The organism is Pedobacter nutrimenti, from assembly GCF_003208655.1.
Lineage (GTDB): Bacteria > Bacteroidota > Bacteroidia > Sphingobacteriales > Sphingobacteriaceae > Pedobacter > Pedobacter nutrimenti.
The window spans coordinates 82,527-96,222 of sequence record NZ_QKLU01000009.1; the positions used below are offsets into that span (position 1 = coordinate 82,527).

Genomic DNA, 13,696 nt, shown 5'->3' on the forward strand with positions numbered 1-13,696 from the left:
AAGCCGGAGGAAATTTCCTCCGGCTTTTTTTACAATGGTTTCAATAAAAGCTTATCTATTTTATTCATCACATGAGCGATGTCAAAAGGCTTTCCAATATAGTCATCCGCGCAAGCCTGCACGCTCATTTGTTTACTTCTTGCATTTGCAGACATCACAATGACCGGAATATTCCTGGTGGCAGACTGGGCTTTCAAATCTTTGCAGACGTCAATTCCATTGGCATCGGGCAGCATCACATCAATCACAAAAAGGTCAGGGACCGATTTTTTCAGCAGTTCTTTCAACTCACTAAATGATGAAGATAACTCGAGTTCATAACCTTCTTCCTTAAGAAGGAGCTCAAAAACGTCCCTGATGTCGTGATCATCTTCAAGTACAAATATTCTTTTTGCCATATGAAATATGCCCTTAATAATATCTTATTTAAAGAGCAAACATTATTCCATAGGCGATTAAAAAAATAAAATATAATGAAATAATGACATACCGCTAAGGACTTAACTTAATTTTAAAGATCAGCTAACCTTAATCCGCTGAATACGCACCGCATTGAGTATAGCCAGCAAAGCAACACCAACATCTGCAATTACAGCTTCCCAAAGTGTAGCTACTCCACCAGCCCCAAGAATCAGCACAATTATTTTAACCCCCATCGCCAGTGCAATATTTTGCCACACCACACTTCTGGTCAGTTTACCTATTTTTATCGCCGTAACGATTTTCATGGGCTGATCATTCTGGATAACGATATCAGCGGTTTCTATTGTGGCATCACTGCCCAGCCCGCCCATGGCAATGCCTGCATCAGCCAAGGCAACAACCGGTGCATCGTTCACTCCGTCACCCACAAAAGCAATCCGTCTTTCTTTGGCCTTCAAGCCTTCTACTTTTTCCACTTTACCTTCCGGCAATAAGCCCCCGAAAGCCTGGTCCATTCCCAACAATTTCGCCACCCGGTCTACGACACTCTGTTTGTCTCCACTCAACATCACCGTTTTAATATCCAGCTCGTGCAAAGCCTTAATTGTTGCTCCTGCATCTTCTTTAATTTCATCAGCAATGGTAAAATAACCGGCATACTGTCCTTCTACCGCAACCATCACAATTGTATCTTCTTCCTGCTCTGCCACAGGATCATAAGTGATATTGTACTTTTTAAGCAGTCCGGCATTGCCCGCCAGGACTGTTTTTCCTTCCACTTTTCCTTTTAATCCCATCCCGGCAACCTCTTCCACATTTTCTATTTTCAGGCCTTCTGTTTGATTTCCTGCATACTGGCTAATGGCAAGGGCAATAGGATGTGTCGATTTACTTTCCAGGCCGGCAGTTAAACGGATCAGCTCCTGCTTATCAAACGATCCTGTAACAACTTTTTGAACATTAAAGACACCTTTGGTCAGCGTTCCGGTTTTGTCCATTACAATTGTATCAATTTTGGTCATGACGTCCAGAAAATTAGATCCCTTAAAAAGAATTCCATTTTTGGACGCCAGGCCAATCCCTCCGAAATAGCCCAAAGGAATGGAAACCACCAGCGCGCAAGGACAACTGATGACCAGAAAAACCAGCCCCCTGTAAAACCAATCCTGAAAAACGTAGTTCTGTACAAAAAAGTAAGGCAGCACAACAACCATCAGCGCCAGCAGAAAAACGATTGGGGTGTATACTTTTGCAAAACGGGAAATAAACAACTGGGTCTGCGACTTTCTGGCAGTTGCATCCTGCACCATCTCCAGTATTTTACTCAGTTTGCTATCCTGAAAAAGAGACTTTACTCTAATTTCTGTCAGGGTATTGAGGTTAATCATTCCGGCCAGCACCTGCTCTCCTTTCAATTTGGTATCGGGTTTACTTTCACCCGTCATGGCTGCCGTATTGTACACGCCTTTATCGGAAAGAAGAATACCATCCAGAGCTACCTTCTCTCCTGGTTTGACTTGTATAACCTCTTCAATCTCTACTTCAGCGGGCTTAACATGGATTGCTTTTCCTTCTCTTAACACAGTCACCGTGTCTGGTCTAATGTCAAGTAATGCTTTAATGTTGCGTTTTGCACGGTTTACCGCCGCATCCTGAAACCATTCACCTATGGAATAGAACACCATTACCGCTACCCCTTCACTGTAAGAGCCAATGGCAAAAGCGCCGATGGTCGCTACGCTCATTAAAAAAAACTCATTAAAAAAGTCGAGACGAATTGCTTTTCTGAAAGCCAGTGCGAGCACATTATAACCGGCAAGCAAATAAGCAATTCCAAAAATGATCAGCTCTGTAAGGTTACCGAATTTAATTTTAAAGCCGTAATCCAGACTAAGCATTATAAAAAGAATAAGCAATGCAGAAAGCAAAGGCCAGTGCGATGTCCAGCCCTGTTGTTCACCATCACCATGGTTATGTCCGTCATCATCAGAATGAACGGATATAGCATCATGGTCATGACCACAGCAATGTGACGCTGTATGAGGTTTATGTGCTTTAATTACGGGTTCTTTTATTGTTGTATTTTCCATAGTACCAGTTTCTTTGAAAACAAAAATAAGGTACACGGCCTTGCAATGCTATTGCAAAGTTTTTATTTCGCACTGGTCACAGATGCCTTTGACCACAACGTTGATTTCTTCGGAACGAAAATGGACAGGCAGCGTGATTTCAGGAATAGGTGTTTTTGAAAGGCAGTAGGTTGCCTGGCATTGATTGCAAAAAAAATGGAGGTGTACATCATGATGGCTGCCCTCTTCACATTGCTCTTTACATAATGCGTACTTGGCAGCGCCGGTACCATCTTCAATCTGATGCACCAGCCCCTTTTCTTCAAACACTTTTAAAGTCCTGTACAGGGTGATCCGGTCGGCCGGTTCCATGCCTTTTTCCAGATCATTCAGACTGATTGCTGAAATTTGTTTCAACAAAAAATCCAAGACCAGCAGTCGCATGGCTGTTGGGTTAATGTTCTTTTTAACCAGCCGCGATTCTAATTCTTCTGTCCTCATTATATGTTACAGCCTCCTGAGCCTTTCTATTTTTCCGGATGTTTAAAGATACGGTTTTTATCTTTAAGCCATTGGGTCAGCCCACCTGCAGAAAGTACACATTTAGGTAATTTTTCTTTCGTCAAGACACTACAGCAATAAACAAGATATTGTCTAATAAAAAGGTTCATCTGAATTTTTGTGATAGACGCTTACGGGGAAAAATATATCCATAACATTCAAAAACAAAAAAAGCCTTGCAACAAATGTTACAAGGCTTTTCCTTAATGCTCCCGAAGCTGGGCTCGAACCAGCGACCCTCTGATTAACAGTCAGATGCTCTAACCGGCTGAGCTATTCGGGATTCCGGCTATCCTAAAAACGCTTCTGGATTTATTTAAGAACACAAATCCTTGTTCGTTTTGGGAATGCAATATTAGGGGTTTTAATTTATTTATGCAATATTTGCAGTGAAAAAAATTATAAAAAAAACAAGATTCAACGTATGAGCCTGATAATCATAGGAACTGTAGCATTCGATGCCATTGAAACTCCTTTTGGAAAAACGGATAAAATAGTAGGGGGAGCAGCAACTTACGCTGGCCTGGCCGCATCTTATTTCTATAATAAAGTCAAAATTGTTGCCGTTGTGGGTGATGATTTTCACAAAGAAGACATTGAAACATTCGAGCAACATGGGATTGATACAGAAGGATTGCAAATAAAAGCGGGTGAAAAGTCTTTTTTCTGGTCAGGAAAATACCACAATGACATGAACAGCCGGGATACTTTGGTTACAGACCTTAACGTGCTTGCAGACTTTGATCCGGTTATTCCAGAAAATTACCAGGATTGTGAATACCTGATGTTGGGCAACCTGACTCCTCAGGTGCAGCAAACGGTTATTAAGAGACTTAAAAACCGCCCGAAACTTATTGTTATGGACACCATGAACTTCTGGATGGACATTGCAATGGACGACCTGCTTGAAACCATAAAATTGGTAGATGTACTGACCATCAACGATGCTGAAGCCCGTCAGCTCTCCGGAGAATATTCGCTGGTAAAAGCAGCAAAGAAAATTTTAACAATGGGACCAAAATATCTGATCATAAAAAAAGGAGAACATGGTGCCTTATTATTTGATGAGAACCAGATCTTCTCCGCTCCTGCCCTACCGCTGGCAGAAGTATTCGATCCAACGGGTGCAGGCGATACATTTGCAGGTGGATTTATAGGCTATATGGCTAAAGTTGGCACTGTTAATTTCAACAACATGAAAAATGCAATTATTTATGGTTCCGCCCTGGCTTCCTTCTGTGTTGAAAAGTTTGGCACTGAAAAAATCCTCAATTTACAAGAGGAAGACATCGCAGAACGTGTAAAAGAATTCGTCAACCTGAGCTCTTTTACCATATAGTTGATATAGGCAACAAAAAACATCAAGTTTATCTAATAAAAAAACAAGCCTGGGTATTTGCCCAGGCTTGTTTTTTTATACACTCAATTTTCCCACCACACAAAACCGTTCAAAAACCGCTTCTGTATGAGGCGCATCAGAGAGCTCATCGGTCAGGTCCTGCCCTGCCCAGTGCTCATAATGCTTGCCATTTCTCCATAACCGGCTTTCTGTAACCTCATAAATCAAACCTCTGTAAGCGACCCAGATTTCGGGTTTGTCTTGTCCGTTACGAAGTGCAAGCTGTTGTCTGCTATATAGGGGAAGGTCTATCATTCATTCAAGATAAGTTTCAAAAATAGGTTTTTGATTTTGCTTCCCTAATGCTTTGAAAATAAAAAAGCGCGTTGATGATTGATCAACGCGCTTTATAAAATTTAGAACAACTAGGCCATTTCTGCACCCAATATATCTTTTGAATATGTTTTTAAATATTTTTTTAAAATCTGACGTGCCACATGAATTCTGGTTTTCACTGTACCAATCGGAATCTCCAGCATATCTGCAATCTCATGGTATTTATATCCTTCAAAATATTTAATAAAAGGCACATAATATTCCGGTTGTAAAGTAGCCAATGCCTTATTGATGTCACCTATAACGAATTTACTGTCGCTGGTATTTTTAGTTGCACTGTAATGCAGATTTGCAGAAGAAATATCTTCAGATTTTGTAATCAGTGCATTGGTTTTAACCAGGCGCCGATAATTATTAATGAAAGTATTTTTCATTATCGTAAACAGCCAGCCTTTAAGATTGGTCCCCTCTTTAAACTTACTGTAATAGGTTACGGCCTTTAACATCGTATCCTGTACCAGGTCGTTTGCATCTTCAAGATCTTTGGTAAAATTTAAAGCGAATGACTGTAAAGAAACTGAATGATCATGCAGCTGGAGGTTGAATTCATTTTTTGTCATAATGTTTTAAGTTTTAAGTAGTTAAAAAAGCAAACAAACAGGATCTTAAACGTGGCGCTATCGAGTTTGTTTAATATTACATACTAAAGCTTATACAACATATGTACCAAAAAATAAAGTAAAATTTAATTAAAAATAATTATGATGCTAAAATGTTCAAATCAAGGCCTGTCACAGTATATTTACCTCACGTTCCAGTTTTAGGCCAAATTTTTGGCAAACGGCATTGATGATCTGTTCTGAAAAACTATACACTTCCTGTCCTGTTGCATGTCCAAGATTAACAAGTACAAGTGCTTGATTTTTCCAGGTACCTGTTTGCCCTTCCGTTTTTCCTTTAAACCCACAACTTTCAATCAGCCATCCTGCCGCAAGTTTTACCTGCCCCTCTCCAGCCGGATAATGCACGATATCCGGAAAAGATTTATAAAGCTCATCAAACTGTTGTCTTGGAATTACGGGGTTTTTAAAAAAACTTCCTGCATTACCAATGGTTGAAGGGTCCGGAAGTTTACTCACCCGGATCTGCGAAACGACTTTAGAAACATCCTGTATGGTAGGCTGGGCAATTTCCCTTTTTGAAAGTTCAGTTTGAATTGCTCCATAAGTCACATTTAGCGCTGCAGAAGTGTGCAAGCGGAAACATACGGAACTAATGATATATTGTCCCTTGAATTTGCTTTTAAACACACTGTCCCTGTAACCAAATTCACATTCTTCTTTATCAAAAATTTTCTTGAGCCCCGTTTTTATTTCGAAAGCTGTACAACTGTGAAAAACATCTTTAAGTTCGACACCATAAGCCCCAATATTTTGTATCGGTGAGGCGCCCACCGTTCCAGGTATCAGACTTAGATTTTCCACACCCGATAATCCGGAGTTTACACAAAATTGTACAAAATCATTCCATACCACCCCTGCACCTGCAGTAACGAATAGATCATCGCCACGGACTTCGGTTTTTAGCCCGCCTATATTCATTTTAACCACAACTCCCGGAAAGTCTTTAGTAAACAAAACATTACTCCCTCCTCCCAGAATGAGCAATTCTTTTTCATTTAGAAAACCAGAAGACAACAGTAACTCTAGGTCCGATTCACTAAAAATTTCAACAAAATACCTTGCATTTACTGAAATGGCAAAAGTATTGAATGGTCTTAAAGAGATGTTTTCCTGGATAACGGGCATGCAATTTTTTTTATATATGCTGCAAATGTAGTTGTTAACACGTGTAATAAATATGTTAAAGTTAATATTTAAAAAAAATGCATAATTTACATCTCAATTTTTCAATTCTGTGCACAGCACAAAAACAGAAACAAGGGGATTAATTTAACATGGATAATCAGGATAAGAAAAGAATTTTAATTATAAACGCCGCCCTAAAAAGATTTGCCCATTATGGCTTGGCCAAAACAACTATGACCGAGATCGCGAAAGACATTTCTTTTTCTAAAGCCCTTTTATATTATTATTTCCCTGACAAACTTAGCCTATATGTGAGCGTTATAGAGCACCTGATGCACTCTATAAGCAAAGACCTCATTAAGTCTGTAGAAAAAACAGCCAATTCTTCTGAAGGTATTATGATGCTGCTTCAAAAACGACAAGGCTATATCCAGAAGTACTATAATCTGATGGAATTTTCAAAAATGATTGGCCCGGAATTACCTGCTGACTTATTTGAGAAATTCAGTAAGGCAAAAGATTTTGAACTTAAAATTATCACCTCTCTACTCAATCGCGGAGTAGCCAACGGAGAATTTAACCTGGAAGACACCTCTTATGTTACCGAAATATTTGTTGAGGCCATGGCGGGAATCCATTTTAATATTTTAAATAAGGACAGGAAGATTTTCCCTAGTAAAGAACAGTTTAAAGAAATTTTCGTGAAAGAAAAACGATTTGCTGAAATCTTCTTACTAGGATTAAAGCCAAATAAAGTGTCATAAAAAAGTCATTTTAAATCAATTTTACCGTTAATTTTTTATATCCCACAACTGCGCTGTACTTTTGACCTTATTAATAAAAAAGTCAGAAAGTAAAAGAGTAGAATGTTAGAGACAGACAAAAAAAGAGAATTGATCATTGAAGGGGCTATTAAGCGCTTTACTCATTTTGGAATTAATAAAACTACAATGAATGAAATCGCAGATGACCTCTCGGTTTCAAAACCATCGCTTTATTATTACTTCCCAGATAAAAGCAGCCTCATACTTGGCGTTATCAATAAGATTTTCGATGACTATTTTGAAATTCTTGGAAAAGAAAAACCTTCTTCCAGTTCTCTTGAAGATACCCTTGCCGGATTTATAGAAGTTAAACACCGGTTTTTCCAGAAATATTATATGCTGCACCTTTCTTCGGGCAGCAATGATGCTTCCCTAAATTCCGAACAACTCAGAAACCACGTATTGCAAATGAAAGCAAAAGACGTGGCTTTCCATTCTGTTATATTTCAGCAGGCAATTGATCGCGGGGAAGTTGAAGTCAGTGACCTGAACAAGATTACAGAACTTTATCTGGAAAGTCTTGCCGGCATCACTTCTTTATGCGTCATGCATGGCAACAAAGAACTCATGCCCAGCAAAAAAGACATGAAGGTCATGCTGGAAAAACAACTCAACCTTTCAAAAATATTTATTAAAGGATTAAAAAAGTAAAAACCTCAAATACGAGAAAATGAACCAGAACCATAAAAGCATAAAATTAATCCCGCTGCTGCTGCTTGGCCTTTGTTTAAGCAGTTCCCTAAAGGCCCAGCAGGTCCTTACATTGAAAGAAACCTTGAATTACGCCATTCAAAACAGTGTCAAAGTACGCAAAGCAAAACTCGACATAGATGGTGGAAAATACAAAACACAAGAAGTAAGGGCGCAGGCCTTGCCCCAGATTACAGGTAATGCCGGTTTAACCTATAACCCGATTATAGGTCAGTTGGTTGCTAATTTTGGAGGGACCACACAAGCCATTAAATTAGGCCAGAACTGGAATTCAACTGCAGGTATACAACTTTCCCAACAACTGTTCAATCAACAGGTTTTTACCGGATTACAGGCGGCAAAATCCAGTGAAGAATATTACAACCTCACTGCTCAATTGACAGAAGAACAAATCATTGAGCTGGTTGCCAACAACTATTATCAGGTTTTGGTCAATAGGCAACAGTTAAATGTGGTAGACAACAACATCAAAAATGTAAAGGTTACTGAAAAAGTCATATCTAATCAATATGAAAATGGCTTGGCAAAAAAAATTGATGTAGACCGGATTAAAGTAAAACTTACCAATTTATTGACCCAACGCGAGCAAACTTCCAATGCAATAACCCAGTTGGAAAACCAATTGAAATTTGCAATGGGTATGCCCGTAAGCACGCAGATTACCTTACCTAAAACGGAACTTACCGAAGTCACCAGCTTACCGCAGTTTACAGATTCCCTTTCTCTGGACAACAGAACGGAAATCAAATTGTTAAATAGCCAGGATAAACTTTTATCGCTCCAACGTAAAGCTTATGTAGCAGAATACTATCCAAGCTTAGCGTTAACTGGTAACTATACCTATTCAAGCCAGAGTGGTGGATTTGACTTCTTAAGCTCCAATGCCGCCGCTATAGGTTATGGCGCATCGGCCGTAGGTCTGACCTTAAAAGTACCAATCTTTAACGGCTTCTTAACCCGCTCAAAAATCCGTCAGGCGGACATTGACATCAGAAAAGCCAAAGAAGATAGAAGAGAATCTATAAATTCATTGAATATGGCCTATGAAAATGCCAAAATTCAATTAAGAAACAGCTTAACAACGATCATCTCCCAAAAGCAAAACGCAGAACTGGCAGATGAAATTTATAAAAGCACTCAAAACAATTACAACAATGGTTTGGCAACCTTAACTGATCTTCTGGATACTGAAACCGCATTAACTGAGGCACAGAACAGTTATACACAAGCATTGCTGAATTATAAAATCGCCGAAATACAACTTATAAAATCAAACGGAAATATAAAATCACTATTAAAATGAAAAGAGGAATTATTGTAGCTATCGTTATCATACTTGCTATTGCGGGAATAGCTTTTGTACTCAACAGCAATAAAAAGAAGAATGAAGCCGTAACTTCTTTTATTGCCCAGGGCAGTGGTGCCGTCAGTGTTCGTGTTGCAACGATAAAAAAAGACACTGTAAACCTTGATTTTACTGCAAACGGAAATTTTATTCCTGTTGCAGAACTCAACCTGCTGAATGAAAACTCCGGACGTGTGAGCAAAATTTATGTAAAAGAAGGCGATCACGTCAGCAAAGGCCAGGTCCTTGCCCGCATCGATGCAGAAATTCTCAATACCGACAAAGAAACTGCCGAAGCTACGCTTCAAAATGCATTAAGGGACGAAGCCAGATACAGCAGCTCATTTAAAACCGGAGGTGTTACCCAGCAGCAATTGGACCAGGCAAAACTCGCCGTAGAAAATGCAAAACTAAGGTTACAAGCTTCCCAGCGTAAGGTTAGTGATGCCAATATTAAATCCCCAATCAATGGTGTGGTGAACAAAAAATACATAGAGGTTGGGGCCTTTGTAAACGCCCAGGGCACTCAATTGTTTGAGCTGGTTGATGTAAGTAAACTGAAATTGAAAGTAAATGCAAATGAAAGTCAGGTAGCCAACCTGAAACTTGGAAATACGGTTCAGATTAAGTCCAATGTTTTTCCTACAGATACCTTCATTGGAAAAATCACATTCATCGCCTCTAAAGCAGATAACGCGTTAAACTTTCCTGTAGAAATCCTTGTGGAAAACAATAAGGCTAATACCATAAAAGCAGGGATGTATGGAACAGCCGTTTTTCAATTTCCTAAACAGGCGCCAGCCATTACCATTCCCAGAACTGCTTTTGTGGGCAGTGTAAGCAGCAATCAGATTTTTGTTCTCGAAGATGGTAAAGCCAAACTTCGTCATGTAATTGCCGGCAGAATATTGGGTGATAGCGTAGAAATTCTGGACGGTCTGAAAGAAGGAGAAATTGCAATTATAAGCGGACAAATCAACCTCACAGATGGCACACCTGTAACCACTGTAAAATAAGATAAAAATGAAGATTACAGAAATTTCCATAAAGCGTCCAACCCTTGTTATTGTGGTTTTTACCGCATTAACACTCATGGGCTTACTGAGCTACTTTTCGTTGGGATATGAGTTATTGCCTAAGTTTTCCAACAACACCATATCCATCTCTACTATATATCCAGGGGCCTCTCCAAATGAGGTAGAAAATACGGTAACCAAAAAAATTGAGGACGCGGTTTCTTCTTTGGAGAACATCAAAAAACTAAACGCAGTCTCTTTTGAAGGACTTTCCACAGTTACCATTACCCTTACAGATAAAGCAAATATTGATTTGTCTTTAAATGATGCGCAGCGTAAAGTAAATGCCATCCTGGCAAATTTACCTACGGATGTAAAACCACCTTCCTTAAATAAGTTCTCTCTTGACGACTTACCCGTAATCACCATGTCTGCCTCTGCCAGTATGGATGATGCCACATTTTATGACCTGATGGACAAACGGATTGCTCCAATCCTCTCCCGGGTAAATGGCGTTGCCCAGGTGAATCTTATTGGCGGTCAGGAACGAGAAATTCAAGTCGGTCTTGATGCAGATAAAATCCAGGGATACGGATTATCTGTTCCCCAGATTCAGCAGGCGATCCTAACTTCAAATCTTGACTTTCCTACCGGAAGCGTGAAAACAAACAAACAGGAAATCCTGATCCGTTTATCCGGTAAATACAGAAATGTTGAAGAACTGAGAAATCTTGTTGTGGCAACCAGCAAAAGTGGTGCACAGGTTAGGCTGAAGGACGTTGGTGATGTACAGGATTCCCAAAAAGATGCAAAAAAAATAGCCCGTATTGACAGGAAGGGCGCTATTGCCGTGCAAATCATTAAACAAACTGACGCCAATGCGGTAGAAGTGAGTAAACAGATGCATAAAGTTATCGAGACACTTCAGAAGGATTACCAGCCAAATAACCTCAAAATAAAAATTGTCAACGACAGCTCTATTTTCACCTTAGAATCTGCTGATGCGGTAATCCACGATTTGATCCTTGCGATTATCCTGGTGGCCTTTGTCATGTTGTTCTTCCTGCACAGTTTACGTAATGCCGCTATTGTAATGGTGTCTATTCCGGCTTCACTGATTGCCACCTTTATTGGCATAAGTCTGTTTGGCTATACCCTGAACCTGATGTCTTTATTGGGCCTTTCCCTTGTGGTTGGGATCCTGGTGGATGATGCCATCGTGGTTTTGGAAAACATCTACAGGCATATGGAAATGGGTAAAAACAAGGTTCGTGCAGCATTTGATGCCACAAAAGAAATTGGTTTTACTGTTGTTTCCATCACTTTTGTTATTGTGGTCGTGTTCTTTCCAATCACAGTAAGTACCGGACTGGTATCTAACATTCTACGCCAATTCTGCGTGGTGGTTATCATTGCAACCCTACTATCCCTTGTTGCATCATTTACCATTGTACCTTTATTGTCTTCCAGGTTTGGTAAACTCGAAAAAATAGAAGGTAAAAATATCTTCGGGCGTTTTATCCTATGGTTTGAAAAACAACTGCACACCTTTACCAACTGGATTACCGGTATTTTGACCTGGACTCTAAAACATAAAGCAATAACCATTGGAGGCGTTTTCTTACTACTTATTAGTTCTTGTGGATTAACCAAATATGGTTTTATTGGGACAGAGTTTTTCCCTAAAAGCGATAAAGGGGAGTTCCTGGTCCAGATTGAACTGCCAAAAGATGCTTCCCTGGAAGCGACCAATCAGATTACTCAAAAAGCAGAGGCATTTTTATCAAAAAAACCTGAAATCGTGCAGACCATCACTACGGTTGGACAAGCTTCAGGGGATTTTGGAGGAACGCAGGCAACAGCCTATAAATCAGAGATTGACGTCATGCTTGTAGACCGTTCAAAACGTAAAGATCCATCCAATATCTTTGCGACTAAGCTGAGCAGGGAGCTTTCGCATTACCTGGTTGGGGCAAAAGTAAAAACGGTTCCGATCAGTATTTTGGGTATTGCCGAGAATGCACCGATTCAACTTGTGGTAATGGGTCCGGACCTGGAAAGTGCCATGAAATATGCAGAGGGCGCTAAAAGTGTGCTTGCCGGAATTAAAGGATCTGCGGAGTTAAAATTATCGGTTGAGAAAGGAAGCCCGGAAATCAACGTTCAGGTAGACCGGGATAAGATGTCCGCTTTGGGCCTTACCCTTCAAACGGTAGGTACCACCATGCAAACGGCTTTCAGCGGAAATACAGATGGTAAATTCCGTCAGGGGGAATATGAGTATGATATTAATATCCGTTATCAGACTTTCAACCGTAAGAATATAGATGATGTCCGGAACCTGATCTTTATCAATAATGCCGGAGAACAAATTAAACTCTCGCAGTTTGCAGACATTAAAGAAGGTTCAGGGCCAAGTCAATTGGAGCGAAGAGACAAAAGTACTTCTGTGACCGTACAAGCCCAATCTATTGGACGGCCAACCGGTACCATTGTTTCCGACTTTAGAAACAAGCTGGATGAACTTGAAAAGAACGGAAAACTTAAAAAACCAACCGGCGTAAGTTATAAATGGGGCGGGGACGAAGAAAATCAGGGTGAAGGTTTCGGAACCCTGGGTATTGCCTTACTGGCTTCCATTATTTTGGTTTACCTGATTATGGTGGCCTTATATGATAGCTTCATTTATCCACTAGTGGTTATGTTTTCTATCCCGCTTTCTGTCATCGGAGCTCTGCTTGCGCTCGCGCTTGCCAACCAGTCCCTGGGTATCTTTACGATATTGGGTCTGATCATGCTCATTGGTTTGGTGGCTAAAAATGCGATCATCCTGGTTGACTTTACCAACCAGATGAAGGCAGAAGGAAAAACCACTCATGAAGCGTTGATTCTGGCCAACCATGCACGTTTACGTCCAATTTTGATGACCACCATCGCCATGGTGATCGGTATGCTTCCAATCGCATTGGCGAGTGGTGCCGGAGCAGAATGGAAAAATGGTCTGGCCTGGGTAATTATCGGAGGTCTAACTAGTTCCCTGTTCCTTACACTGATTGTTGTTCCGGTCATGTACCAGGTATTTGACAACATCCTGGAACGTTTAGGTTTCAACAAAAAAGGAAAAACCATTGAGGAACTCATGGTCGAACCATACACTCATAAAGATGTAAAAGAATACGACCTGGACCATTAACATCCAGGTTCAATAAAAAAGAAGCCCCCGGAAAAATTTCCGGGGGCTTCTTTTTTATTATAATTTATAAA

The 13,696-nt window shown here is 40.1% G+C and carries 12 protein-coding genes and 1 tRNA gene; 6 read left to right on the forward strand and 7 right to left on the reverse strand.

Going from position 1 to position 13,696, the window contains the following annotated elements:
• Positions 1 to 29: 29 nt before the first annotated feature.
• The 4 genes from B0O44_RS21510 to B0O44_RS21525 all read right to left on the reverse strand — a co-directional run bounded on the left by B0O44_RS21510 (position 30) and on the right by B0O44_RS21525 (position 3,336).
• Complete coding sequence (locus B0O44_RS21510) at positions 30 to 398, reverse strand: response regulator transcription factor (protein WP_110834165.1); 369 nt, start codon at positions 396 to 398, stop codon at positions 30 to 32.
• Positions 399 to 518: 120 nt separating this feature from the next.
• Entirely contained in the window at positions 519 to 2,513 is a 1,995-nt protein-coding gene (locus B0O44_RS21515; RefSeq protein WP_110834166.1) for a heavy metal translocating P-type ATPase, read from the reverse strand.
• Between the two features lie 48 nt (positions 2,514 to 2,561).
• Positions 2,562 to 2,993: a Fur family transcriptional regulator gene (locus B0O44_RS21520; protein WP_110834167.1), complete on the reverse strand. Its 432-nt coding sequence runs from the start codon at positions 2,991 to 2,993 to the stop codon at positions 2,562 to 2,564.
• A gap of 269 nt (positions 2,994 to 3,262) precedes the next feature.
• Positions 3,263 to 3,336 (reverse strand) — tRNA-Asn (locus tag B0O44_RS21525).
• 141 nt (positions 3,337 to 3,477) lie between these two features.
• On the opposite strand from B0O44_RS21525, the gene B0O44_RS21530 reads away from it, so the two are divergent.
• Complete coding sequence (locus B0O44_RS21530) at positions 3,478 to 4,392, forward strand: PfkB family carbohydrate kinase (protein ID WP_110834168.1); 915 nt, start codon at positions 3,478 to 3,480, stop codon at positions 4,390 to 4,392.
• 75 nt (positions 4,393 to 4,467) lie between these two features.
• Here the strand turns inward: B0O44_RS21530 and B0O44_RS21535 are convergent, their stop codons facing one another.
• The 3 genes from B0O44_RS21535 to murB form a co-directional block, all read right to left on the reverse strand.
• Complete coding sequence (locus B0O44_RS21535) at positions 4,468 to 4,707, reverse strand: cytochrome b5 domain-containing protein (protein WP_110834169.1); 240 nt, start codon at positions 4,705 to 4,707, stop codon at positions 4,468 to 4,470.
• A 110-nt stretch (positions 4,708 to 4,817) separates the two neighbouring features.
• Entirely contained in the window at positions 4,818 to 5,348 is a 531-nt protein-coding gene (locus B0O44_RS21540) for an RNA polymerase sigma factor (protein ID WP_110834170.1), read from the reverse strand.
• A gap of 171 nt (positions 5,349 to 5,519) precedes the next feature.
• Positions 5,520 to 6,536, reverse strand: a complete 1,017-nt coding sequence (gene murB / locus B0O44_RS21545; protein WP_110834171.1) for a UDP-N-acetylmuramate dehydrogenase — start codon at positions 6,534 to 6,536, stop codon at positions 5,520 to 5,522.
• A gap of 149 nt (positions 6,537 to 6,685) precedes the next feature.
• Here murB and B0O44_RS21550 point away from each other — a divergent pair, with 149 nt between their 5' ends.
• The 5 genes from B0O44_RS21550 (at position 6,686) to B0O44_RS21570 (ending at position 13,625) form a co-directional block, all read left to right on the forward strand.
• Complete coding sequence (locus tag B0O44_RS21550) at positions 6,686 to 7,300, forward strand: TetR/AcrR family transcriptional regulator (RefSeq protein WP_110834172.1); 615 nt, start codon at positions 6,686 to 6,688, stop codon at positions 7,298 to 7,300.
• A gap of 102 nt (positions 7,301 to 7,402) precedes the next feature.
• Entirely contained in the window at positions 7,403 to 8,011 is a 609-nt protein-coding gene (locus tag B0O44_RS21555; protein ID WP_110834173.1) for a TetR/AcrR family transcriptional regulator, read from the forward strand.
• Between the two features lie 19 nt (positions 8,012 to 8,030).
• On the forward strand, positions 8,031 to 9,374 hold the full coding sequence (locus tag B0O44_RS21560) for a TolC family protein (RefSeq protein WP_110834174.1): 1,344 nt from the start codon (positions 8,031 to 8,033) through the stop codon (positions 9,372 to 9,374).
• Positions 9,371 to 10,432 (forward strand): efflux RND transporter periplasmic adaptor subunit, encoded by a 1,062-nt coding sequence (locus B0O44_RS21565; RefSeq protein ID WP_110834175.1) that lies wholly within the window; start codon positions 9,371 to 9,373, stop codon positions 10,430 to 10,432. Before B0O44_RS21560 ends, B0O44_RS21565 begins: the two co-directional genes overlap by 4 nt.
• A gap of 7 nt (positions 10,433 to 10,439) precedes the next feature.
• Positions 10,440 to 13,625 (forward strand): efflux RND transporter permease subunit, encoded by a 3,186-nt coding sequence (locus tag B0O44_RS21570; RefSeq protein ID WP_110834176.1) that lies wholly within the window; start codon positions 10,440 to 10,442, stop codon positions 13,623 to 13,625.
• Positions 13,626 to 13,696 lie beyond the last annotated feature (71 nt).